This window comes from Pseudomonas aphyarum, assembly GCF_028657055.1.
GTDB classification, from domain to species: Bacteria; Pseudomonadota; Gammaproteobacteria; order Pseudomonadales; family Pseudomonadaceae; genus Aquipseudomonas; species Aquipseudomonas aphyarum.
The window spans coordinates 25,643-48,083 of record NZ_JAMDGS010000017.1; the positions used below are offsets into that span (position 1 = coordinate 25,643).

A 22,441-nucleotide genomic window follows, 5' to 3' on the forward strand; every position below is an offset into this window, starting at 1 on the left:
TTGTGCGCCCCGCGAACCGGATCCTGTCATGTTACGAATCACTGAACTCAAGCTGCCGATCGACCATCCCGACGAAGACCTGCGCGCTGCCATCGTGCAACGCCTGGGCATTGCCAGCGATGACCTGCTCGATTTCACCTTGTTCAAGCGCAGCTACGATGCGCGCAAAAAGTCCTCCGAACTGTGCTTCATCTACACCATTGACCTCGAGGTACGCGACGAGGCCAAGGTGCTGAGCAAGTTCGCCGACGACCGTAACGTCAACGTGGCGCCGGATGTCAGCTACAAATTCGTCGGCCAGGCACCAAGCGACCTGAGCCAGCGCCCGATCGTGGTCGGTTTCGGCCCGTGCGGGATCTTCGCCGGCCTGCTGCTGGCGCAGATGGGCTTCAAGCCGATCATCCTCGAACGCGGCACCGAAGTGCGCCAGCGCACCAAGGACACCTGGGGCCTGTGGCGCAAAAGCGTGCTCAACCCCGAGTCCAACGTGCAGTTCGGCGAAGGCGGCGCGGGCACGTTCTCCGACGGCAAGCTGTACAGCCAGATCAAGGATCCGAAATTCCTCGGCCGCAAGGTTCTGCACGAGTTCGTCAAGGCTGGTGCACCGGAAGAAATCCTCTACGTCAGCAAGCCGCACATCGGTACGTTCCGTCTGACCGGCATGGTCGAGACCATGCGCGAAGAAATCCGCGCTCTGGGCGGCGAAGTGCGCTTCCAGGAGCGCGTCACCGACGTGCTGATCGAAGACGGCCAACTGGTCGGCGTCGAACTGGCCAGTGGCGAAACCCTGCATTCGAAACACGTGGTCCTGGCCCTCGGCCACAGTGCCCGCGACACCTTCCGCATGCTCCACAGCCGTGGCGTGTTCATGGAAGCCAAGCCGTTCTCGGTGGGCTTCCGGATCGAGCACCCGCAATCGCTGATCGACCGCGCGCGGCTGGGCAAGTACGCCGGTCACCCCAAGTTGGGAGCCGCCGACTACAAACTGGTGCACCACGCCAAGAACGGCCGTTCGGTCTACAGCTTCTGCATGTGCCCGGGCGGTACCGTGGTGGCGGCGACTTCCGAGCCGAACCGCGTGGTCACCAACGGCATGAGCCAGTACTCGCGTAACGAGCGCAACGCCAACTCCGGCATCGTCGTCGGCATCACCCCGGAAGTCGACTATCCGGGCGGCCCGCTGGCGGGGATCGAGTTGCAGGAACGTCTGGAATCCCACGCTTTCATCCTCGGCGGCAGCGACTACAAGGCGCCGGCGCAACTGGTCGGCGACTTCATCAACGACATTCCTTCGACCGAGCTGGGCGAAGTCGAGCCGTCGTACAAACCGGGCGTGGCACTGGGCGATCTGGCCCTGGCCCTGCCGGACTTCGCCATCGAAGCGATCCGCGAAGCGTTGCCGGCGTTCGAGAAGCAGATTCGCGGTTATTCGCTGCACGATGCGGTGCTGACCGGGATCGAGACCCGCACCTCGTCGCCGCTGCGCATTACGCGTAACGAGGCGCTGCAGAGCATGAACGTCAAAGGTCTGTTCCCGGCCGGTGAAGGCGCGGGTTATGCGGGCGGGATTCTGTCGGCGGGTGTTGACGGGATTCGGATTGCTGAAGCGGTGGCGCGTGACATTCTCGGTCTGAAAGACTGATCTGCACGACCTGAAACACTGCAAAAAACTGTGGGAGCGAATTCGCTCCCACAGTCGTTTTCGGCGTCAGATATTGGCGCGCAGAACCGAGGCCGGCAGCGCCTCCCCCCGTTCGGCACTCGCCGCTACGGCCGCTATCAATCCATCCAGTTCATAGCCCTGCGCCTTGAGCCACGCCTGATCGTAGTAGGTGTCCGCATAGCGCTCGCCGCCATCGCACAGTATCGCCACGATCGAGCCCGACTCCCCCGCCGCTTTCATCTGCTGCGCCGCCATCAGCGCGCCGATCAGGTTGGTGCCGCTCGAACCGCCCACATGCCGGCCCAGACGTTGCGCCAGGTAATGCATGGCCGCCAGCGACAACGCATCCGGCACCTTGACCATCGCATCGATCACCTTGGGCAGGAACGACGCTTCTACCCGTGGCCGGCCGATGCCTTCGATCCGCGAACCGTGGTCCAGGCGCAGGCTGGCGTCGCCGGTCTGGTAGAAGTCGAAGAACACCGAACGCTCGGCATCGGCACACAGCACGCGGGTGCAGTGCTGGCGATAGCGCACGTAACGACCGAGGGTCGCGGTGGTGCCGCCGGTGCCGGGGCTGGAAATCAGCCAGGCCGGGCATGGATGCTGCTCGTAACGCATCTGCTGGAAGATCGACTCGGCGATGTTGTTGTTCGCCCGCCAGTCGGTGGCGCGCTCGGCGTAGGTGAACTGGTCGATGAAATGACCGTCGTGCTCGCGGGCCAGGCGTTCGGATTCGGCGTAGATCTGGGTCGGATCGTCCACCAGATGACTCTGGCCTCCGTAAAACGCGATCTGCGCAATCTTTTCCTTGGAAGTGGTCGCTGGCATCACCGCAATGAACGGCAGGCCGAGCATCCGCGCAAAATACGCTTCGGAAATCGCCGTCGAACCACTGGACGCCTCGATCACCGGCGCGCCGGGTTTGAGCCAGCCGTTACACAACGCGTAGAGAAACAGCGAACGGGCCAGCCGATGCTTGAGGCTGCCGGTCGGATGGCTGGACTCGTCCTTGAAGTACAACTCGATGCCCGGGAACCCTGGCAGCGGCAAGGGGATCAGGTGGGTGTCGGCGCTGCGCTGGAAGTCCGCTTCGATGATCCGGATGGCTTCGCGGGCCCACTGTCGGTTGTCGCTCATGGCTGTCGTTCTCGTTGAATCGGGCAGAAGTGCCTTTACAGGCTCAGCCCCCAAGCTTAGGAAAAATCCCACGGCACCGACAGATACAGCTGAGCTTCAATCCCTTGGGCAACTGCTAGGCTCTGCTGCACGTCGGCCTGGCGCGCTGTAACCGCATATAACAAAAAAGAATATAACTTTTGTTTTAACAACTAACGGTACGGGTTAGGGTGTGCCACCTTTTGACTTTATCGATGGAGAGCGACCTTGCCTCTGCGTAGCACTTTCACGCGTTTCTTTCAGTTGGAAGCTGCCAGCGGTCTGTTACTGATCGCCGCGGCCATCCTGGCTCTAATCATCAACAACTCGCCGCTGTCGTGGTTGTACAGCGGCCTGCTCGACACCCCGGTGGTGGCGCAGATCGGCGCGTTGAAGATCGCCAAACCCCTGCTGCTGTGGATCAACGACGGCCTGATGGCGCTGTTCTTCCTGCTGATCGGCCTGGAAGTGAAGCGCGAAGTCCTCGACGGTCAGCTGTCGAAACCGTCGCAGATCGTCCTGCCCGGCGCGGCGGCCATCGGCGGCATGCTGGTGCCGGCGCTGATCTACTGGTTCCTCAACCGCGACAATCCGGCCGCCCTCGACGGCTGGGCGATTCCGACCGCCACCGACATCGCCTTTGCCCTCGGCGTGCTGGCCTTGCTCGGCAAGCGCGTGCCGGTGTCGCTGAAGCTGTTCCTGATGACCCTGGCGATCATCGATGACCTCGGCGCCATCGTGATCATTGCGATCTTCTATTCCGGCGAACTCTCGACCCTGTCGCTGGGCCTTGCGGCCGCGTGCATCGCGGCGCTGGTGGCGATGAACCGGCTCGGGGTGGTCAAGCTCGGGCCGTACATGATCATTGGTTTGATCCTCTGGGTCTGCGTGCTCAAGAGCGGTGTCCACGCGACGCTGGCCGGTGTGACCCTGGCGTTCTGCATCCCGCTTCGCACCAAAAACGCCGAGCCTTCGCCGCTGCTGACCCTCGAACACGCGCTGCACCCGTGGGTCGCCTACGGCATCCTGCCGCTGTTCGCCTTCGCCAACGCCGGCCTGTCGCTGACCGGCGTAACCGCCGAAAGCTTCACCCACCACGTCCCGATGGGCATCGCCGTCGGCCTGCTGCTGGGCAAGACCATCGGCGTGTTCGGCCTGACCTGGCTCGCCGTCAAAACCGGCATCGCCGCCCTGCCCCAAGGCGCCAACTGGGGCCAAGTGTTGGGCGTGGCGATCCTCTGCGGGATCGGCTTCACCATGAGCCTGTTTGTCGGCTCCCTCGCCTTCGTGCCGGGCGCCAGTGAATACGCCGGGATGGACCGGATGGGCATTCTCACAGGTTCAGTGTTTGCGGCATTGATCGGTTATGCGGTGACGTTGGCGGCGAGCAGAAAGAACACCGCGCTGCCTTCCTGATACTCCGTGGATCGCTGTAGCGAACAATCCTCACGTCTTTAGAGACGCGTCCTGCAGCCACGATTTTCCTGCTTCGTTAATGCCGCAAACCAACAAAAAACCCCGACCAGTCACCTGATCGGGGTTTTCTTTTACCGCTCGTTTGCGCTTAGTGCGAAACGCGGCTGGTTCCGCCAACAGTCGAAATCCGTACCCGCTCACCCACGCGGAACACTTCATTCTCCTGCACTTGCTGCACATAGGCGCGCATGCTGCCGTCGTCTTCGCGCACGGTGATTTCAACGCCCTGGGTGCGGGTCAGGCCTTCTTCAGTGGCCGAACCGATCAGGCCGCCGGCCACGGCACCGATAACGGCTGCAACGATGCTGCCTTTACCGCCGCCGATGGCGCTGCCGCCGACACCGCCCACCGCTGCACCGGCGAGGCCGCCGATCGGGGTCTTGGTGCCTTCGATTTTCACCGGGCGCAGGGATTCGATGGTGCCCATGCGAATCGTCTGCACGCGACGCGCTTCGTCACGGGAGTAGGAGTCACCGGTCAGGCTCGACTGGCAGCCGGTCAGCAACATCGCCATCGTGGAAAAGGAAGCAACCAGCAGAACAGACTTACGCATAGCATCAACTCCAAAGGACAGGTATTCATTAAACTCCGCAGCTTGACGCCTGTCACGGCGTCGCCCGGATAAAGTTGCTTTCATTCAGGCCCGGTACAGGCACCCGCGAACTCACCCAACAGTAGCGCCAAAATCCGTTTCCTGCGCCGCCGACCCAAGGATTTCCATGGATTACTTCATCATTGTCGTTACCACTGCCGCCGGTCTGTACTTCCACTGGTGGCTGTATGTGCGGATCAAACGCTGGATGGATCGCGACCTGGCCCTGTCACTGGCCGGCAAGGATGAAGGCAAACGCGCCTTCATGCTCGAACGGCTGAAGCAGGCTCAGGCGCAGAAGATCAAGCGCCAGGACCTGCCGAAGTGGCTCGAGGCCGCTGCGGCAGGCTATCCCGCTCGGTAGACTGCTCAGGGTGCCAGACGTTCAAGAATCCAGTCGGCGCCCTGCACACGGTAGTTGAGGCGATCGTGCAGTCGGCTGGCGCGGCCCTGCCAGAATTCGATGCGCTCAGGGAGCAAGCGGTAGCCACCCCAGTGTTCCGGGCAATCGGGCTGGGTGTCGGTGAAACGTTGCTCGGTAGCCTTGAGCAAGTCTTCCAGTTCACCCCGGCCGTTGATCACCCGGCTCTGCGGTGAGGCCCAGGCGCCGAGTCGGCTGCCCAGCGGTCGCACCTGATAGTAAGCGTCGGACTCTTCAGGCGAGACCTTCACCACCCGCCCTTCGATCCGTACCTGGCGCTCCAGGGTCGGCCAGAAGAACGTCATGGCAGCGAACGGGTTCGCCGCCAGATGCTGGCCCTTGGCACTTTCGTAGTTGGTGAAGAAGGTGAAGCCCTGCTCGTCCAGCCCCTTGAGCAGCAGAATGCGGCAATGCGGACGGCCGTCCGCATCCACCGTGGCCAGGGTCATCGCGTTGGCTTCCACTGGCGCCTGTTCGGTTTTCACCGCCTCGGCAAACCACTGGTGAAACAACGCAAAGGGCTCGGCCGGGGCTTGCGCCTCGGTCAGGCCGTCCCGGGTGTAATCACGACGCATATCTGCCAGAGACTGGGTCACGGCGCATTCCTTTTCGTTAGCGGATCACTTTTTGGTGGTATCGGTCGCAGCGACTTTCTTGTCGGTTGCGGCGGCTTTGGCAGGCGCGGTCTTTTTCGCCGGAGCCTTGGCCGGGGCCTTCTTCGCTGGAGCCTTGGCAGCAGCTTTCTTGGCCGGGGCCTTTTTGGTGGCCGGTACGGTGGCCTTCTTCGCAGCCGGCGCCGGAGTTACCGGTTTGGCGGCAGGCTTGACGTCCTGAGCGGCGACCATCGTCACTGGCTTAGGTGCAGGCATGTTGTATTTGCTCAGCAGCGCGACCATGGTGTTCTGCGGGGTCACCAGCAGTTCGACACGACGGTTCAGGGCACGGCCTTCAACGCTGTCGTTGGCGGCACGCGGCGCTTCGGAACCCATGCCGCGCAGCATCAGGCGATCACGCTGCAGACCGCTGAGGCGGAAAATCGCCGCCACGGCCTGGGCGCGTTCCTGGCTCAACTTGACGTTGGCCGGAGCGGCACCGGTGGTGTCACTGTGACCGAGCACCAGTACGGCGGTTTTCGGGTCGGCTTCAAGGATTTTCGCAACGCGGGTGAATGGGCCGAGGGTGACAGGCAACAGCATCGCTGGGCGATCCGGGTTGAACGAGCCTTCCACCGGCGCGGTCACGACCAGCACGTTTTCACGGCGTTCGAGTTGCAGGTTGCTGTCCTTGATCGCGGTGCGCAGGCGCGGCTCGTAGTCATCCAGCCAGGCCTGAGTCACTTTCGGATCAGGCATCGGCACGACTTTGGCGATGTCCTGCTCCTTGCCGCCAAACGGCCACCACCATTTGCCACCCTTGTCGGCCTCAGCCTTGGCGACTTCGACCGGCTTGGCTTCGGGTTTGGCTTCAGCTTTCACTTCAGACTTGGCCGCCGAGTCGTCGGAGCCAAACGGCCAGTACCACGGACTGCTGCTCTCAGCCTTGGCCACGGGCGCGGTAGCGACCGGTTTCAACGGCGCAGGTGCCGGAACCGGCTCCTTGGCTGCGACTTTGTCGGAAGAACCGAACGGCCACCAGCTGCCGCCATCGGCGTCGTTCTTCGGAGTCTGTGCACAACCGGTGATTGCGAAACACAGGGCCAGGGCGAGAGTTTGTTTGGACGACATTGGAAACCCACAAAAAGAAGTAGTGAACAATCAGAGGACTTTCGCCCGGATAAACAGACGCTTTGAAACGAAATTCGCCATGAGGTTCCGGCCCTGGAGCCTCGGGCGACGCTTTACAGACAAGTGGCTAGTACCCGCGCCAGCTTCTGCGCGCGCGGATCCATCAAGACGTACGGCCCCAGGGTATTTGTCACAAATCCGAAGGCCACATCGTGCTCCGGATCAGCAAAACCGATGGAACCGCCCGCACCCGGATGGCCGAATGCACGCGGGCCGAGGCCGTAAGTGGCGTTCGGCACGTCGGGTTGATCGAGCATGCAACCGAGACCGAAACGGGTGCGGGTCAGCAAGGTCTTGTCCTCGCCGAGGCTGTGTTCACGTGTCAGTTCTTCGAGCATTTCGCTTTCCAGCAGGCTGCCGTCGAGCAGACCGGCGTAGAACCCGGCCAGGCTGCGTGCATTGCCGTGGCCGTTGGCCGCCGGTTGCTGCATGCGGCGCCATTCCGGCTTGTTGGTGCTGGTGAGCACCGACGGTGGATTGGTGAAGGCCCGGGTGGTCATCGCCGTTGGTTCGCGCATGGTCACCTGCAGCAGGCGTTGGGCGGCGGCGTCGCCAGTGTTGCCCTTGCCCCGTGCGATGTGCGCCACGCGATGGAATTCCTCGTCGGCCAGACCGACATGGAAATCCAGCCCCAACGGTTTGGCGACCCGCGCGACGATCGATTCCCCTGGCCCGCGACCATCAGCGCGCCGCAGCAATTCGCCGATCAGCCAGCCGTAGGTGATCGCGGCATAGCCGTGACCGGTGCCCGGCGTCCACCAAGGTGCTTCGGCCGCGAGGGCGTCGACCATGGTTTGCCAGTCATACAGTGCTTCCGGCGCCAGCAGTTCGCGCAGGGCCGGCAGACCGGCCTGATGGCAAAGCAGTTGGCGCAGGGTCACGGATTCCTTGCCGGCAGCGGCGAATTCCGGCCAGTAACGGGCGACCGGCGCATCGAGCTGCAACTTGCCTTCGGCGACCAGTTGGAGCGCAGTGACGGCGGTAAAGGTCTTGGTGCAGGAGAACAGATTGGCGATGGTGTCGCTGTGCCAGGCCTCGGCGCCGTCCTTGTCGGCGGTGCCGGACCAGAGGTCGAGGACGGTTTCCCCGCCGACCCGGATGCACAACGCGGCGCCGCGTTCCTGGGGATCGTCGAACAGTGCGGCAAAGGCTTCGCGCACCGCTTCGAATTGAAGCTCGTAATGTCCCTGAATCTGCACCCGCAACTCCCCCGCGAAAACGCTCTACAAAGTGGCCCGCATTGTTCCAGCCCGTGAGGGTTTTGGGAACCGCTGCGGGCCGGGCGGTCTTCAGGTTTCGTATCGATCAGTGACCGTTACCGGAATGCCCGCCGGTGTGGCCAGCCCCCTGCCCCGGGCCTTTGCCGGCGTCTGCCTTGCGGCCGCCTTCGGCTTCGTGGCCGGCCTTGTCCGCTGCAGCGGCCGCTTTCTGCGCCTCTTTGTTCAACTGATCGACGGTCGCCAGATTGCTCTTGCGCACAGTGTCGACAAAACCCTGGAACGGCAGATCGGTGACGCCAACCAGACCAAAGTGACCGTTCTCGCCATCAAGCAGGCGCCCGGTCACCGGCTGATCCAGATACTGGAACCAGTGCACGCCGACAATCGACGGCTCGCTAAGCGCCTGTTTGAGGAAGTTGGCGTAGGCCGGGCCGCGGTCTTCTTCCTTGCTCAACGGGGTCACGCCGCCCCAGAACGGGCCACGGTCGGTGGAGCCGAAGTTGAATTCGGTGATCAGCACCGGTTTGTCGAGGCTGCGCAGTGCGGCGAAGTCATAACCGTCCTGCGGTTGCAGGGTGTACATGTTGAAGCTCAGCACGTCGCAATACTGGGCGCAGGACGCCACGGCTTCCGGAGTGCTGGTGGCAAAACGGCCGCCGAGCAGCAACTGGTTCGGCGCGTGCCATTTCAGCGAGTCGGAAATGGTCTTGAAGTAGGTGTCGGCAAAAACCTTCTGAAAATATTTGAAGTCGGCCTCGATTTCCGGATGCTCCGGATTCGGCAGCGGCGCCTCGAAACCCGGGTCTTCCATCAATTCCCACGCCGGCAGATCAATGCCCCAGGCCTTCGACAGCCCCGCCTGATTGCGGTACTTGTCGCGCAACTGCTTGAGGAACGCGCGTTTGGCCGGAACGTCGGTGGTCATTTTCAAGGTGCCGTAGGCCAGCGCGTAACGGGATTTCGGATCATCACCGGGGCCGGCCCAGGCCAGCTCGTTGTCGGCGAAGTAGCCGATCAGCCACGGATCATCGCGATGATCGCGGGCGGCAATCGCCACGGCGCGTTCCGTGGCCATGGCAAAACGCGGATCGAACGGGTCAGGCATGCCGCCCCACCAGTCGGTGCCGGTGCTGATGCTGGTGTAATCGCCGACGATCGATAGCGGCAAGGTATACGGCATGCGCTCGGCGTCACCGAGAGCGGGGGCGCTCCAGTTGCCGACGGTGTTGAAGCCCCAGGCTTGCAGGCGATCAAGGGTGTGGCTGGCCCACTTTTGCTCGTCGACCGTGTTTTTGCACGGCGCCGCAACGCTTTGCCCGCTGGTGGCTGCCGACTCGGCGACCCCGGCTTTCGGCTGTTCGGAGGCGGCTACCGGTGCACTGGCGTTGGTCGCGGCTTCTTCGGCGGCCCCGGCCTTGGCGGCTTCGGCCACTCCGGCCTTGTTGCCGCTGTCCGGGGTGCATGGCTCGCCATACAGGCGCTGAAGGTTGGCGCCGTAGAAGTCGTACCAGCGCCCGAAATTGTAGCCACGGCCCTGATCGACACCGTTGCCGCCACGGTTGTCGCCTTCGCCGAAATGGCTGGCCAGCGGCTCTTCCGGTTTTGGCAGGGATTCGAACATGTATTCGCGGCCAGCCACGTAGGTCTGGTTGACCTCCGGGCTGACGGTGTTCACGCCCAGGGAATAGAACGGATGGCCCTCGGGCGTCACCAGATACCAGCGGCCGTCACGTTTTTCGGTGCGGAAGAAACCACTGGCCTTGAACGCTGGGCCTTTGCTCCAGCCACCGAACTTGTCCAGCGACGACTTTTCGCGCTCGGCCAGCCAGGTGTTCAGTTGTTGCTGTTCTTTGGCGGCGGCGGATTTCAGTTGTTCGTCATTGGCGACTTTCTCCGGCCACTTGCCGCGAGTCGACTGGCCATAGGCATCCACCAGATTGCCATAGGCGGATTTGATCACTTCGCCCTCGTCCTGCACGCCAAAGCGCTCAAGCAGCAGACTTTGCGCGGCTTTCGGCTGATCCATCGACAGGCTGACCGACACCACCTGGCTGCGATCCAGCTCACCGCTGCTGCTCGCCAGCAGGATGCGCTGCCCGTCGATCGTCATCGGCATCACCGGCCCGGCTTTCATGCCCTGGCTGAGTGGCGAGGTCGCAGTCAACGGCACGAGCAAGGTCTGCGCCGGGCCGGCCGGCAGGTCGACGCGGCTGACCAGGGTCTTGCCGTCGTTGCTCTGGATTTGTACGTAGACGGTCACGGCCCAGTTCATCGCGCTCTGGATTCGCAGGCTCATCATCCCGGACTGCGACCAGTCCCACGCACCGGTCTGCGGGGACAGACGCAAGGTCGGGCGGGCCGTCGGGTTGAACGTCACCCGGCGCAGCACTTCGCCTTCGGGGGTCTGCTCGGCGTTGGCTTGTGGCAGGTCAGCGTTTTCGGTCGCCACTTTCACCACATCGGCGGGGCGGACAAAGTTGAACAGGGTCTGCTGGCCGGCAGGTGCCGCCAGCAAGGGGCCAGCGAAAACCAGGGCAAAAAAGGCAGGCAACGAACGACGAATCATGAGAACGGATTTCTCCCTAACGACCCACGAGGGCCAATGGAAAAGCAATAGCAGAGAGATAGACAGCGCGGCGGGCAAAACTGCCCACCGATGTCTCAGGATATTTCACGACGGAAAGGAGGCAACGCATTGAGGATCGCCTTGCCGTAGCGCTGGGTGACCAGCCGCCGATCCAGCAAGGTGATGGTGCCGCGGTCTTCTTCGGTGCGCAGCAGACGACCGCAGGCCTGGACCAGCTTCAGCGAGGCATCGGGCACCGAGATTTCCATGAACGGATTACCGCCCCGGGCTTCGATCCATTCCGACAGTGCGGCTTCGACCGGATCGTCCGGCACCGAGAACGGGATCTTGGCGATCACCACGTGCTCGCAGTAGGCGCCCGGCAAGTCCACGCCTTCAGCAAAACTGGCGAGGCCGAACAGCACGCTGGAATCGCCGCCATCGACCCGCGCCTTGTGCTTGTTCAGGGTTTCCTGTTTCGACAGGTTGCCTTGAATGAACACTTGCTTGCGCCAGTCGCGGTCGAGGCCGTCGAACACGTCCTGCATCTGTTTGCGCGACGAGAACAGCACCAGACTGCCGCGCGAGCCTTCGACCAGTTCCGGCAGATCACGGATGATCGCGGCAGTGTGGGCGGCGGCATCGCGTGGGTCGGCCTTCAGGTCCGGCACTCGCAACACGCCGGCATCGGCGTGATGGAACGGGCTCGGCACCACGGCAGTGACGGCTTTTTTCGGCAGGCCGGCACGCATGCGGAAGCGGTCGAACGTGCCGAGGGCGGTCAAGGTCGCCGAGGTCACCAGACAGCCGTAGGCCACGTTCCACAGGCTGCGGCGCAGGGTTTCGGCGGCGAGGATCGGGCTGGCGTTGACCTCGATGTCGAACAGCGAACCGCTTTCGGCCAGGGTCAGCCAGCGGGCCATCGGCGGGTTGTCTTCCGGGTCTTCGGCGGTGAACGCGGTCCACAGTTCCCAGTTGCCGGAGGCACGGGACAACAGGCTGCCGAACAGTGGATACCATTCTTCGGCCTGATTGCTGGCGATGCCGATGTTGACCTCGCCGTCCATGCCTTCCTTGAGCAAATCGGTCAGGCGGGTGAACAGGTCATTGAGGCGGGCGAAGCCTTTTTTCAGCTCGATGCCCATCTCACGCATGTGTTCCGGAATCACCCCGCCGATGAAGCGATGACGCGGACGCTCGCGGCCTTCGACATCTTCGCCGGGCTTGAAGTCGGCGATCTGTTCGCAAGCGGTGAACATGAACTGCTGCTGGGTCTTGATCTCCCGCGCCAGCTCCGGCACCTGCTCGATCAGCTTGCCGAGGTCGCCCGGCAACGGGTGCTGGGCCAGCAGCTTGGTGAGGTTCTTGGCGGTGGTTTCCAGCCAGTCGGCGGTGGAGCGCAGGCGCGTGTAATGGGCGAAGTGGCCGATGGCCTTGTCCGGCAGGTGGTGTCCTTCGTCGAACACATAAATGGTGTCGCGCGGATCGGGCAAGACTGCCCCGCCGCCCAGTGCCAGGTCGGCCAGCACCATGTCGTGGTTGGTGACGATCACGTCGACCTTGCCCATGCCTTCGCGGGCCTTGTAGAAGGCGCACTGGCCGAAGTTCGGGCAATGACGGTTGGTGCACTGGCTGTGATCGGTGGTCAGGCGCGCCCAGTCGGCGTCTTCCAGCGCGTTGGGCCAGCTGTCGCGGTCGCCGTCCCATTTATTGCCGGCGAGCTTCTCGATCATGCTGGTGAACAGCTTCTGGCTGGCCTCATCGACCTCGATCTTGAAGCCTTCTTCTTCGAACAGCTGCGCGGTGGCGGTCTGCGCATGGCCTTCCTGCAACAGCATGTCGAGCTTGGAAAGGCACATGTAGCGGCCACGGCCCTTGGCCAGGGCGAAGCTGAAGTTCAGCCCGCTGTTGCGCATCAGGTCGGGCAAATCCTTGTAGACGATCTGCTCTTGCAGGGCGACGGTGGCGGTGGCGATCACCAGGCGTTTGCCGGCCAGTTTGGCCGTCGGGATCGCCGCCAGGCTGTAGGCCACGGTCTTGCCGGTACCGGTGCCGGCTTCCACCGCGACAATCGCGGGGTCGCCACTGCGCCGGCCTTCGTCGTCGGTGTCGATATCCCCGAGGACCTTGGCGACTTCAGCGATCATCAGGCGCTGGCCGTAACGCGGTTTGAGGCTCTTGGCCTCTAGAAAACGCGAATAAGCGCCCTGGATCGTGGTTTTGAGTTCAGTGCTGATCATTGAGTGTCGGGCGCAAAAAACGCTGGATAAATTTTCAGTGGTTCGGATCGGCCGCTATCATACCCCGCTAATCAATCCTGCGCAGATCGGAGTACCCCAATGACACCTTTTAGCCTCGTTTACCCCATCCATGTACTGGCCGCGCTGGTGTGGGTCGGCGGTATGTTTTTCGCCTGGATGGTGCTGCGCCCCGCGGCGATGAAGGCACTGGACGGTCCCGGGCGCCTGACGCTCTGGGTGGAAGTGTTTCAAGGTTTTTTTCGTTGGGTGTGGGGGGCGGTGATTCTGCTGCCGGTCACCGGGGTGGGCATGCTGCATCTGCAACACATCGCCTTCGACAACGCGCCGCGTTATGTGCAGGTGATGATGGGGTTGTATGTGGTGATGACCGCGCTGTTCATCCGGATTCAGGCGTTGATGCTGCCGGAACTGCGTACGGCGGTGCAGGCGAAGGACTGGCCGGCGGGTGCGGCAGTGCTGGGGCGGATTCGCAAGGTGGTGGGGTTCAATCTGCTGGTCGGGGTGGTGCTGGTGGCGGTGGCTGCTGCGCGGCCGATGATTTGAGCGTGTTCGCTCCCGCGCACCGCGCGGGAGCGATCAGGTGACAGATTACAACCGCTGTACGGTGACAGAACCCGCCGCACCCGCAGGCCCCGGCTGTCCGTCGGCGCCCGGCTTGCCGCTCTTGCCGCCATCGGCGCGATAGACCAGGCAGCCCTTGGACTTGCCACCCGCCCCCGGCTTGCCGCCAGGACCGGCCGGGCCACCGGCACCGCCGGCGACTTCAACCTTGATCAGCTCGGCTGGAAACTCGCGCGGCACTTCAAGACGCACCAGTGCGCCCGGTGCACCCGGCTGGCCATCGCTGCCGTTGCTGCCATCAAAACCGTGTCCCGCCTGACCCCAGGTGCAACCCGGCTCCTGACCGTTGGCGCCATCAAGACCGACAAAACCCGGCGCACCGGTGCCGCCACGGGCATCGACCACCAGTTTCGGCGCATTCAACGCCTTGAACTGCAAATTCAGATTGCGTCCGGCGCGGGCGGCTTTTTCATACGTTCCAGGCGCGCCACGGGCGGTGATCCGGCTGCCTTCGGCAAGCTCGGCGCGGATGACTTTCAGATTCAGCGCCTGTTCGCCCGGCACGATGGCGATACGCGCTTCGTGGCCGAGCTGCAATTCGCCGACACTCAGCTCGGTCACGTTCGAAGGAATCAGCAAAGTGCCGTAATCGGCGACCACCAGTTTCTCCAGTTGCAGAGTGCTGGCGGTGTTCGGCAGACGCATCAGCGAGTTGGTTTCGACGCTGACCACCTGGGCGCAGGCCAGGGGACTGATGAATGCAGCGAGCAGGCAGAGTTTACGCATGGGAAGCCTCCGGAGCGGCCGGGGCCGGGATGGTTTGCAGGTGGAATACGCCGAACAACAGGATGCGGCCACGATCACGCCAGGGGTGCGGACGGCCCTTGAGGCTGCGGTTGCACAGCAGCACTTCGAGCACGTGGATCGCCAGCAACAGACCGCCGGCCAGATTGACCAGCAAGTGCAGCGGATGAACAAACGGCACCAGCTGATTGGCCAGCACCACGCAGCAGAACAGCAGGGTCAACAATCGCCCCAGCCCACAGAACACCTTCATACGCTCCCCCGTGTTGCGAATTATTCTTTGGGCGCACAGTAACGGCTTCTGCAGGGGATAAGCCAGAGGGGAAAATGAAAAAAACCGGACCGCCGCCGGATGGCTGCCGGTTCGACGACCGACAGCTCTAGCCTGCGGACTACAGACTCATCCTAACGATTGATGTGCAGTTCCACCCGACGGTTCTGCGCACGCCCCTCGTCCGTGTTGTTATCGGCGACCGGTTCACTTTCGCCGCGCCCTTCACTGGTGAGTTTGCTCGGCGCCAGGCCCTGGCTCAGCAAATACTCCGCCACGCTGCTGGCGCGACGTTCAGAGAGCGCCTGATTGTAGGCATCCGAACCTTTGCTGTCGGTGTGGCCGATGACCTTGATGCTCACCACATCGGCATTGCGCAGTTTGTCCATCAACGTATCCAGCTGGCTTTTCGCGGCCGGTTTCAGATCGGACTTGTCGAAGTCGAACAGCACGTTACCGGCGTCGTTAAGGGTGATGACTTCAGTTTGCGGGGCCGGTTCGGCGGGTTTCTCGGTAGCCGGATATTGCGGCAGCGGACAGCCACGGTGGTCGACCGGGGTGTTGGCCGGGGTATCGGGGCAACGGTCGCGGCGGTCGAACACGCCGTCGTCGTCTTCATCGCCATCCTGGGCATAGCAGATCAATCCGCCGGTGAGGATCCCCAGCGCAGCGCCGCCGCCGGCCCAGCCGCCACTTTCGAGCGCGCCGAGACCGCCGCCGACCAGTCCGCCAATAAGGCTGCAGATCGGCCAGGTACGTTGATTGAGGGGAGCGGTGCCATCGCTGTGGGTGGCGCAACCGGTCAACAGGCTGCCCAGCAGCAGAACCGGCAAGACGGACCTTGTAAGAACACTCATCGTTAAAGCTCCTGTGTCACCGGCCCATACCGGTTACACAGGAGTAAAGACCCGCATCCGCGACTGCACAAGCCGCGGATGCGAGGGGGCTAGCGGTTGATTTTGATTTCGGTACGACGGTTCAGCGCGCGACCGTCCGCAGTTTTGTTGTCTGCCACCGGCTGGCTTTCACCGGCACCGGTCACCGACACGAAGCTGCTTTGCGGTACGCCGCTTTCGACCAGGTACTTGACCACCGAGTGCGCGCGGCGATCCGACAGTTTCTGGTTGTAGGCATCGCTGCCGACGCTGTCGGTGTGGCCGGTCACGGTCAGTTGAGCGGTACTGGTTTCCTGTTTCAGGCGCGTGGCAACTTTATCCAGGACCAGTTTGTCGGCCGGGGTCAGCGTGGCCTTGTCGAACTGGAAGTGAACATCGCGGATGACAATGGTTTCTTCCTTGACCACTACAGCTTCTTCGACCACTGGCGCAGGGGCTGGTGGAGGGCAGCCGTCAGCATCGACCTGTACGCCTTTAGGCGTGCCCGGGCACTTGTCGCGACTGTCCGGCACACCATCGCCGTCTTCATCGCCATCACCGTGAACCCAGCAATAGGCTGCTGCCGTACCGCCGACGAGTAACGCGCCATACCCCGCCCATGCGGAGCTTTCGGTTGCACCGAGACCCGCACCGACGACACCACCGACTGCCGCACAGGTCGGCCAGTCGGTTTTCTGCAAACCTGCGCAACCAGTCAACACACTGGTTAGCAGAACCAAGGGTAATGCTGTCCGAACTATGCTCATCTAGTTTTCTCCTGAGGGATCGGCTTAGAACCGATTCAGGGAGTAAAGACCGGAGTTTTAATCTCCGCCAGCAATAGGCCATTGCTGTTTGTGCGCCTGTTCACGGGACTTCGACGAATTTGCCGAAAACCCGCGAGACAGAGATCTAGGCCTTGGCGTCCGGGCAGGCTAGTCTTGGCGCTCTGATTGAGGAGCTTCGATGAACGTCGCCATTTCTTCCCGCACGCCGCAGCAGGCACTGGCCGCCCTGCTCGACCGCTATGCCCCGGCACGTCTGCTGCTGATCGGCGCCAGTGAGTTCCCGGCGCTGGCTGCCTTTAAGGAAGCGCACCCGGACACCTGCGTCGCGCACGCCGCGCCCGGTGCGTTGCCGGCGGAACTGGCGGCGCGCCGTTTCGACCTGGCGCTGGTGGTCGACTGCCTGGAACATTTGCCCAAGCGCGACGGCCTGAATCTGCTGGGCGGGATCCGCAACCTCAACGCCAGCCGCATCGCCGTATTGGCGGATTTGCCGGCCAGCGGCTGGCAGGAAACCGATTTTTATTCCCTGGCCCTGCAAGCCAGCGAACGCTTCGCCCGGGACGAGCAGGTGCTGACCCTGTTCACCTACGATCTGCTTGACTACAAACAAGTCCCCGACTGGCTCAACTCGCGGTTCTGGGCCAATCCGGAAAACTTCGGGAAATACTGGTGGTAATGCAATGAGTACAGCCATTTGCCCTTGCGGCAGCGGCAACCTGCTGGATGCCTGCTGCGGTCACTATCACGCCGGCCACCCGGCCCCGTGCGCCGAGGCCTTGATGCGCTCGCGCTACAGCGCCTATGTGCTGGGTCTGATCGATTATCTGGTGGCCACGACCCTGCCCGCTCAGCAAGCGGGGCTGGATCGCCAGTCGATCAGCGACTGGAGCGCTTCGAGCACGTGGCTCGGTCTGGACGTGGAAAGTTCGGAAGTGCTCGGCGGCCAGCCGGAGCACGCGTTCGTCACGTTCACCGCGCGCTGGCATGACGGTCAGGGCGAGCACAGCCACCGCGAGCGCTCCTCGTTCGTGCAGAACACCGGGCGCTGGTACTTCATCGACCCGACCGTGCAACTGAAGCTGGGCCGCAACGACGCCTGCCCGTGCGCCAGCGGCCAGAAGTTCAAGAAATGCTGCGCGGGGTATTTCGGCAGCTGAAGCTAGACTGGGCAGCAAAGGGAGTTAAACCATGCTCGGTCATTGGCGCGCATTTCAGGTCTTTTCACTGCTCGTGTTTCTGGGGCTCGGCGGCTGTGCGTCGTGGTTCAGCGACGACTCTCTCGATCCCGCCGTGCACCTGGTGAAAGTCGAAGTGGTGCGCGCCAAGTTGCTGGAACAGAAATTCATCCTGCACTTTCGCATCGACAACCCCAACGACAGCGACCTGACCGTGCGCGGGCTGGAATACCGCATACATCTTGCCGATATGCTGCTGGCCGAAGGCGAGCACGAACACTGGATCACGGTGAACCCCAAAAGCAGCGCGTTTTACAACGTGCCGATCCGTACCAACCTGTGGCCGAAGGTGAAAGACGTGGTGAAAATGCTGAAAAACCCGCACCAGCAGATTCCCTACCGACTGGAGGGCGAGATGGAAACCGGTTTATTCATCGCTCACTACGTGCACCTGGCGCGCAATGGCGTGATAATCCCCGCCGATTTGATTACGGAGTGACCCCGATGACCCAGCAACCTCATGTCCATGGCCCAGACTGCAACCACGATCATGACCATCACCACCATGATCACGACCATGGCCATGTCCACGGCCCGAACTGCGGCCACGCCCACCAGGAACCGGTGCGCAACGCCCTGAAAGACGTTGGCCGCAACGACCCTTGCCCATGCGGCAACGGCAAGAAATTCAAGAAGTGCCACGGCGCTTGATCTTTCAGGCAATTATCTTCTTTGCCTGACACACCGCCATCGCGAGCAAGCTCGCTCCCACAAGGGATCGCGCTCCATCAGGAGCAACTCGGTCGAATGTGGGAGCTGGCTTGCCAGCGATGAGGCCGGCGCATTCCCCGATCAGTATCAGGCTGCCCCGAGAATCTCGGCACTGCTGACCACCGTCGCATACTCCCCGTGCAAGTTCCCCAGCGACATCGCATGCACCTCCTCTGCCGAACGCAACGTGCCGAAATAATCGGCCTTGTCGAAGGTAAAGCACGCATCCTCCGCCACCCACGCGTCAAACCCCAGATTGCCCGCCGTGCGTGCCGTGGATTCCACCGAGTTGTTGGTGGCCACGCCGACAATGATCAACTGCCCGATCCCCGACTCACGCAACTTCGCCTCAAGCCCTGTCGCACAAAACGCATCCGGTACCTGCTTCTGGATCAGCCACTCGCCTTCCTGCGGCAAAAACCTTTCCTGAAAATCCACCCCTGACTGCTCTGGCCAGAACACTGATTCCGGCGAGCGCGAGAGGTGCTGCACGTGGATCACCGGCCGCCCGCTGCGCCGCCAGAAGCCCAGCAAATCAAGAATCCGCTCCTCGGCCGACGGATTATTCCGCCGCCCCAGACGCGGTTCCAGAATGCCTTTTTGCTGGTCGATGATGATCAGTGCAGCGTTGGCCTTGAGCTCCATGGCGATTTTTCTCACGCGGGGTTATTGAATTTTCCGTACTTGAGCATCACCTCCTGTGACTAAGCAAGCTATCGAACGCACACAGGACAACCTGAAGCCGGCGTTTGCTGTCCGCACGTAAGCCATTTTCCTGATTTGGAGCTTTCCATGATCGACCTGTATTACTGGACCACGCCCAACGGCCACAAGATTTCCCTGTTCCTCGAAGAAGCGGGCCTGCGCTACGACGTGCACCCGATCAATATCAGCCAGGGCGAGCAGTTCCAGCCGCACTTTCTGAAAATCGCACCGAACAACCGCATCCCGGCCATCGTCGATCATGAGCCGGCCGATGGCGGCGAGCCGTTGTCGCTGTTCGAATCTGGGGCGATCCTGCTGTACCTCGCGGAAAAGACCGGCAAGTTCCTGCCCAAGGATCTGCGTGGCCGCCAGGTGGCGCTGCAATGGTTGTTCTGGCAAATGGGCGGGCTGGGGCCGATGGCCGGGCAGAACCATCATTTCAGCCAGTTCGCGCCGGAAAAAATCCCCTACGCGATCAAGCGCTACATCGATGAAACCGCGCGTCTGTACGGGGTGCTGGACAAGCAACTGGCCAACAACGAGTTCGTCGCCGGCAGCGAATACAGCATCGCCGACATGGCGATCTACCCGTGGATCGTCTCGCACAAGTGGCAGAGCCAGAACCTGGAAGACTTCCCGAACGTGCAGCGCTGGTTCAACCGCATCAAGGATCGCCCGGCGACCGTGAAGGCCTACGCGCTGGTGCAGAAGATCAATCCGCCGAAGGCTTGAGTCACCCGGCCTGATCGTTCCCGTGCGCGGGAACGATCAACGGGAAGAAATAACCGCTCGCCCCGCTTGCGCGGCCCCCTCCTGCTCACTAACGTAGCGGCTTTATTGCGCCCCCAGCCTCTACACCCCCGCAGGAGCTTTGCCATGGCCTCGCCAGCCCTTTCACATTTTCTTCCCCGGTTCGGCGTTGCCGCAGCAGTGGCCGGTGTTCTGAGCCTGACCGGTTGTCAGACCTGGAACGCCCAGGACACCCTCCCGCCGACCTCGGGTGTGCAGCCGCTCAAGGGCCTGGCGCAGAACGTTTCGGTACGCCGCAATGCCATGGGCATGCCGCTGATCGAAAGCAACAGCTTCCACGACGCACTGTTCGCCCTCGGTTACGTGCACGCCAGCGACCGGATCAATCAGATGGTCACCCTGCGCCTGCTGGCTCAGGGCCGTCTGGCGGAAATGTCCGGTTCGTCGATGCTCGACGCCGACCGCTACATGCGCGCCGTCAACCTGAAGAAAAGCGCCGGCGAGCTGTACAAGGCTTCGTCGCCACGGCTCAAACGCTTCTTCGAGGTCTATGCCCGGGGCGTCAACGCCTACCTGTTCCGCTACGCCGACAAACTGCCGGGGGATCTCGCCTCCAGCGGCTACAAGCCTGAATACTGGAAACCGGAAGATTCGGCGCTGATCTTCTGCCTGCTGAACTTCAGCCAGTCGGCCAACCTGCCGGAAGAAATCGCTTCGCTGGTGCTGGCGCAGACCGTGACCAACGACAAACTGGCGTGGCTGACTCCGTCCGCTCCCGACGAAAACCTGCCGCTGGCCGAAGCCGACAAGCTGCAAGGCATCAAGCTCAACGGGCAGATTCCGGGGCTGACGGAGCTGAGCAACGCCAGCGAACAACTGGCCGCACTCAACCTGCTGGGCACTCAGTCGTCGAACAACTGGGCCATCGCCCCGCAACGCAGCCGTAGCGGCAAAAGCCTGCTGGCCAGCGACAGCCATGGCCCGCTGGCCGCGCCGTCGCTGTGGAGTTTCGTGCAGATCCGCGCGCCGAAATACCAGGCCGCCGGCGTGACCGTGGCCGGTCTGCCGATGGTGCTCGGCGGTTTCAACGGAAAGGTGGCGTGGAGCCTGACCAGTGTGCTCGGCGATAACCAGGACCTGTTCCTGGAAAAAATCCGTCGTCAGGGCAGCAGCCTGACCTACGAGGTCAACGGCAAGTGGCAACCGGTTGCGGTGCGCAACGAAACCTACTTCGTCAAAGGCCAGCGGCCGATTCGCGAAGCGGTGTACGAAACCCGCCATGGCGCGCTGCTCAACAGCACCCAGGCTGCCGCTCAGGGCGCAGGCTTCGGCCTGGCCTTGCAGACGCCGAGCTTCACCGACGACAAATCCCTCGATGCGTTTTTCGATCTGAGCCGCGCCCAGAATGTTGAACGCGCCTCGGACGCCAGCCGGGAAATCCGTGCCATCGCGCTGAATCTGGTGTTTGCCGACGCCAGCAACATTGGCTGGCAAGTCACCGGGCGTTTCCCGAACCGCCGTGAAGGTGAAGGCCTGCTGCCGTCGCCGGGCTGGGAAGGTCGATACGATTGGGACGGTTACGCAGACCCGATGCTGCACCCCTACGATCAGGACCCGGCCCAGGGCTGGCTCGGCACCGCCAACCAGCGGGTCATCCCCCATGGCTACGGCATGCAACTGTCCAATTCCTGGGCAGCGCCGGAGCGTGGCGAGCGCCTGGCCGAACTGGCCGGCAGCGGCAAACATGACGGTCGCAGCGTGATCGCCATGCAGTACGACCAGACCACCACCTTCGCCGCCAAACTGAAGAAAATGTTTGAAGCGCCGGGCATGGCGCAGCCGCTGAAACAGGCGATCGACGCCTTGCCGGAAGCCGAGCGCAGCAAGGCGCGCGAGGCCTATACCCGCTTGATGGCCTTCGACGGCAAGCTCAGCCCGACTTCCGCCGATGCGGCGATCTACGAGCTGTTCCTGCAGGAAAGCATGAAGCAGATCTTCCTCGACGAGCTCGGCCCGCAAGGCAGCCCGGCGTGGAAAGCGTTTATCGCCAACGGCGATCTGTCCTACGCCGCCCAGGCCGATCACTTGCTGGGCCGCGAAGACAGCCCGTTCTGGGACGACGCCCGCACCTCGCAAAAAGAAGACAAACCGGCGATCCTCGCCCGCAGTCTGGCGGCAGCGATCAGCGCCGGCGACAGTCAGCTGGGCGGCGACCGTCGGGCCTGGCAGTGGGGCAAACTGCACCGTTACGAGTGGAAGAATGCCAACGGCCAGACCGTTCGCGGCCTGATCGCGGCGGGCGGTGACCACACCACCCTCAACACGGCGGCGTTTGCCTGGGGCCAGGACTTCAACACCACGCGTGCGCCGTCGATGCGCTTTATCGTCGACTTCGGTCAGAGCGAACCGCTGATGGGGCAGAACGGGACGGGACAATCCGGGAATCCGGTGAGCCCGAACTACCTGAACGGCATCGATCCTTGGCTGAAGGGCCAGTACATCGGCTTGCCGATGCAGCCGCAGAACTTTGACCGGGTGTATGGCAAGACGCGGTTGACGCTGACTCCCGGGAAATAGGCGCTACTCCCCAAAAGATCAAA

General features: G+C 62.6%; 22 protein-coding genes. 10 read left to right on the forward strand and 12 right to left on the reverse strand.

The window, feature by feature from the left end:
• Positions 1 to 28: 28 nt before the first annotated feature.
• Positions 29 to 1,642 (forward strand): NAD(P)/FAD-dependent oxidoreductase, encoded by a 1,614-nt coding sequence (locus M5G18_RS25285; protein WP_273896466.1) that lies wholly within the window; start codon positions 29 to 31, stop codon positions 1,640 to 1,642.
• A gap of 66 nt (positions 1,643 to 1,708) precedes the next feature.
• Here M5G18_RS25285 and M5G18_RS25290 read toward each other — a convergent pair whose 3' ends face one another.
• Positions 1,709 to 2,803, reverse strand: a complete 1,095-nt coding sequence (locus M5G18_RS25290; RefSeq protein WP_007959145.1) for a PLP-dependent cysteine synthase family protein — start codon at positions 2,801 to 2,803, stop codon at positions 1,709 to 1,711.
• Positions 2,804 to 3,049: 246 nt separating this feature from the next.
• On the opposite strand from M5G18_RS25290, the gene nhaA reads away from it, so the two are divergent.
• Positions 3,050 to 4,237: a Na+/H+ antiporter NhaA gene (nhaA, locus tag M5G18_RS25295; RefSeq protein ID WP_273896465.1), complete on the forward strand. Its 1,188-nt coding sequence runs from the start codon at positions 3,050 to 3,052 to the stop codon at positions 4,235 to 4,237.
• A gap of 148 nt (positions 4,238 to 4,385) precedes the next feature.
• On the opposite strand, the gene M5G18_RS25300 is transcribed toward nhaA, so the two are convergent.
• Positions 4,386 to 4,850, reverse strand: coding sequence for an outer membrane lipoprotein (locus M5G18_RS25300; protein ID WP_007918566.1), 465 nt, complete (start codon positions 4,848 to 4,850; stop codon positions 4,386 to 4,388).
• 166 nt (positions 4,851 to 5,016) lie between these two features.
• Between M5G18_RS25300 and M5G18_RS25305 the strand changes: the two genes are divergently transcribed.
• Positions 5,017 to 5,253, forward strand: a complete 237-nt coding sequence (locus M5G18_RS25305) for a hypothetical protein (RefSeq protein WP_273896464.1) — start codon at positions 5,017 to 5,019, stop codon at positions 5,251 to 5,253.
• Positions 5,254 to 5,258: 5 nt separating this feature from the next.
• On the opposite strand, the gene pdxH is transcribed toward M5G18_RS25305, so the two are convergent.
• The 5 genes from pdxH to dinG all read right to left on the reverse strand — a co-directional run bounded on the left by pdxH (position 5,259) and on the right by dinG (position 13,120).
• The gene (gene pdxH / locus M5G18_RS25310) at positions 5,259 to 5,906 is read right to left on the reverse strand and encodes a pyridoxamine 5'-phosphate oxidase (RefSeq protein WP_007959142.1); all 648 of its coding nucleotides are present in this window, start codon (positions 5,904 to 5,906) and stop codon (positions 5,259 to 5,261) included.
• 24 nt (positions 5,907 to 5,930) lie between these two features.
• Positions 5,931 to 7,034, reverse strand: coding sequence for an OmpA family protein (locus tag M5G18_RS25315; RefSeq protein ID WP_273896463.1), 1,104 nt, complete (start codon positions 7,032 to 7,034; stop codon positions 5,931 to 5,933).
• Between the two features lie 113 nt (positions 7,035 to 7,147).
• Entirely contained in the window at positions 7,148 to 8,293 is a 1,146-nt protein-coding gene (locus M5G18_RS25320; RefSeq protein ID WP_007959136.1) for an EstA family serine hydrolase, read from the reverse strand.
• Positions 8,294 to 8,399: 106 nt separating this feature from the next.
• Positions 8,400 to 10,880, reverse strand: a complete 2,481-nt coding sequence (locus M5G18_RS25325) for a beta-galactosidase (protein WP_273896462.1) — start codon at positions 10,878 to 10,880, stop codon at positions 8,400 to 8,402.
• Between the two features lie 95 nt (positions 10,881 to 10,975).
• Positions 10,976 to 13,120, reverse strand: coding sequence for an ATP-dependent DNA helicase DinG (dinG, locus tag M5G18_RS25330; RefSeq protein ID WP_007952008.1), 2,145 nt, complete (start codon positions 13,118 to 13,120; stop codon positions 10,976 to 10,978).
• A 99-nt stretch (positions 13,121 to 13,219) separates the two neighbouring features.
• Between dinG and M5G18_RS25335 the strand changes: the two genes are divergently transcribed.
• A complete protein-coding gene (locus tag M5G18_RS25335) occupies positions 13,220 to 13,684 on the forward strand; it encodes a CopD family protein (protein WP_007952006.1) in 465 nt (154 codons plus the stop codon).
• Between the two features lie 45 nt (positions 13,685 to 13,729).
• On the opposite strand, the gene M5G18_RS25340 is transcribed toward M5G18_RS25335, so the two are convergent.
• The 4 genes from M5G18_RS25340 to M5G18_RS25355 form a co-directional block, all read right to left on the reverse strand.
• Positions 13,730 to 14,488, reverse strand: a complete 759-nt coding sequence (locus M5G18_RS25340) for a collagen-like protein (protein WP_273896461.1) — start codon at positions 14,486 to 14,488, stop codon at positions 13,730 to 13,732.
• Positions 14,481 to 14,759: a DUF1145 domain-containing protein gene (locus tag M5G18_RS25345; RefSeq protein ID WP_039771353.1), complete on the reverse strand. Its 279-nt coding sequence runs from the start codon at positions 14,757 to 14,759 to the stop codon at positions 14,481 to 14,483. The genes M5G18_RS25340 and M5G18_RS25345 overlap by 8 nt, the downstream gene beginning before the upstream one ends.
• A 152-nt stretch (positions 14,760 to 14,911) precedes the next feature.
• Positions 14,912 to 15,634, reverse strand: coding sequence for a PA1041 family peptidoglycan-binding anchor lipoprotein (locus tag M5G18_RS25350; RefSeq protein WP_273896460.1), 723 nt, complete (start codon positions 15,632 to 15,634; stop codon positions 14,912 to 14,914).
• A gap of 89 nt (positions 15,635 to 15,723) precedes the next feature.
• Entirely contained in the window at positions 15,724 to 16,419 is a 696-nt protein-coding gene (locus M5G18_RS25355) for a PA1041 family peptidoglycan-binding anchor lipoprotein (protein ID WP_007951999.1), read from the reverse strand.
• Between the two features lie 199 nt (positions 16,420 to 16,618).
• Here M5G18_RS25355 and M5G18_RS25360 point away from each other — a divergent pair, with 199 nt between their 5' ends.
• The 4 genes from M5G18_RS25360 to M5G18_RS25375 are packed head-to-tail and all read left to right on the forward strand — an operon-like array spanning position 16,619 to position 18,326.
• On the forward strand, positions 16,619 to 17,116 hold the full coding sequence (locus M5G18_RS25360) for a DUF6231 family protein (protein ID WP_011332778.1): 498 nt from the start codon (positions 16,619 to 16,621) through the stop codon (positions 17,114 to 17,116).
• Between the two features lie 4 nt (positions 17,117 to 17,120).
• Positions 17,121 to 17,597, forward strand: coding sequence for a YchJ family protein (locus M5G18_RS25365; protein WP_273896459.1), 477 nt, complete (start codon positions 17,121 to 17,123; stop codon positions 17,595 to 17,597).
• A gap of 31 nt (positions 17,598 to 17,628) precedes the next feature.
• Positions 17,629 to 18,114: an LEA/WHy family protein gene (locus M5G18_RS25370; RefSeq protein WP_273896458.1), complete on the forward strand. Its 486-nt coding sequence runs from the start codon at positions 17,629 to 17,631 to the stop codon at positions 18,112 to 18,114.
• Between the two features lie 5 nt (positions 18,115 to 18,119).
• Entirely contained in the window at positions 18,120 to 18,326 is a 207-nt protein-coding gene (locus M5G18_RS25375) for an SEC-C metal-binding domain-containing protein (RefSeq protein WP_007955014.1), read from the forward strand.
• A 147-nt stretch (positions 18,327 to 18,473) separates the two neighbouring features.
• On the opposite strand, the gene M5G18_RS25380 is transcribed toward M5G18_RS25375, so the two are convergent.
• Entirely contained in the window at positions 18,474 to 19,031 is a 558-nt protein-coding gene (locus M5G18_RS25380; RefSeq protein ID WP_273896457.1) for a cysteine hydrolase family protein, read from the reverse strand.
• Positions 19,032 to 19,178: 147 nt separating this feature from the next.
• Here M5G18_RS25380 and M5G18_RS25385 point away from each other — a divergent pair, with 147 nt between their 5' ends.
• Together M5G18_RS25385 and M5G18_RS25390 are read left to right on the forward strand one after the other, a co-directional pair.
• Complete coding sequence (locus tag M5G18_RS25385; RefSeq protein ID WP_273896456.1) at positions 19,179 to 19,823, forward strand: glutathione binding-like protein; 645 nt, start codon at positions 19,179 to 19,181, stop codon at positions 19,821 to 19,823.
• 144 nt (positions 19,824 to 19,967) lie between these two features.
• On the forward strand, positions 19,968 to 22,418 hold the full coding sequence (locus M5G18_RS25390; RefSeq protein WP_273896455.1) for a penicillin acylase family protein: 2,451 nt from the start codon (positions 19,968 to 19,970) through the stop codon (positions 22,416 to 22,418).
• The last annotated feature ends 23 nt before the right edge of the window (positions 22,419 to 22,441 follow it).

Excerpts from the sequence above, each read along its gene's own strand:
- M5G18_RS25385 (WP_273896456.1), top strand. The coding sequence starts at position 19,179 with ATGATCGACCTGTATTACTGGACCACGCCCAACGGCCACAAGATTTCC.
- dinG (WP_007952008.1), bottom strand. The coding sequence starts at position 13,120 with ATGATCAGCACTGAACTCAAAACCACGATCCAGGGCGCTTATTCGCGT.
- M5G18_RS25305 (WP_273896464.1), top strand. The coding sequence starts at position 5,017 with ATGGATTACTTCATCATTGTCGTTACCACTGCCGCCGGTCTGTACTTC.
- M5G18_RS25340 (WP_273896461.1), bottom strand. The coding sequence starts at position 14,488 with ATGCGTAAACTCTGCCTGCTCGCTGCATTCATCAGTCCCCTGGCCTGC.
- M5G18_RS25375 (WP_007955014.1), top strand. The coding sequence starts at position 18,120 with ATGACCCAGCAACCTCATGTCCATGGCCCAGACTGCAACCACGATCAT.
- M5G18_RS25345 (WP_039771353.1), bottom strand. The coding sequence starts at position 14,759 with ATGAAGGTGTTCTGTGGGCTGGGGCGATTGTTGACCCTGCTGTTCTGC.
- M5G18_RS25350 (WP_273896460.1), bottom strand. The coding sequence starts at position 15,634 with ATGAGTGTTCTTACAAGGTCCGTCTTGCCGGTTCTGCTGCTGGGCAGC.
- M5G18_RS25290 (WP_007959145.1), bottom strand. The coding sequence starts at position 2,803 with ATGAGCGACAACCGACAGTGGGCCCGCGAAGCCATCCGGATCATCGAA.
- M5G18_RS25285 (WP_273896466.1), top strand. The coding sequence starts at position 29 with ATGTTACGAATCACTGAACTCAAGCTGCCGATCGACCATCCCGACGAA.
- M5G18_RS25360 (WP_011332778.1), top strand. The coding sequence starts at position 16,619 with ATGAACGTCGCCATTTCTTCCCGCACGCCGCAGCAGGCACTGGCCGCC.
- M5G18_RS25355 (WP_007951999.1), bottom strand. The coding sequence starts at position 16,419 with ATGAGCATAGTTCGGACAGCATTACCCTTGGTTCTGCTAACCAGTGTG.
- M5G18_RS25365 (WP_273896459.1), top strand. The coding sequence starts at position 17,121 with ATGAGTACAGCCATTTGCCCTTGCGGCAGCGGCAACCTGCTGGATGCC.
- M5G18_RS25380 (WP_273896457.1), bottom strand. The coding sequence starts at position 19,031 with ATGGAGCTCAAGGCCAACGCTGCACTGATCATCATCGACCAGCAAAAA.
- M5G18_RS25325 (WP_273896462.1), bottom strand. The coding sequence starts at position 10,880 with ATGATTCGTCGTTCGTTGCCTGCCTTTTTTGCCCTGGTTTTCGCTGGC.
- M5G18_RS25315 (WP_273896463.1), bottom strand. The coding sequence starts at position 7,034 with ATGTCGTCCAAACAAACTCTCGCCCTGGCCCTGTGTTTCGCAATCACC.
- M5G18_RS25390 (WP_273896455.1), top strand. The coding sequence starts at position 19,968 with ATGGCCTCGCCAGCCCTTTCACATTTTCTTCCCCGGTTCGGCGTTGCC.
- M5G18_RS25300 (WP_007918566.1), bottom strand. The coding sequence starts at position 4,850 with ATGCGTAAGTCTGTTCTGCTGGTTGCTTCCTTTTCCACGATGGCGATG.
- M5G18_RS25335 (WP_007952006.1), top strand. The coding sequence starts at position 13,220 with ATGACACCTTTTAGCCTCGTTTACCCCATCCATGTACTGGCCGCGCTG.
- M5G18_RS25370 (WP_273896458.1), top strand. The coding sequence starts at position 17,629 with ATGCTCGGTCATTGGCGCGCATTTCAGGTCTTTTCACTGCTCGTGTTT.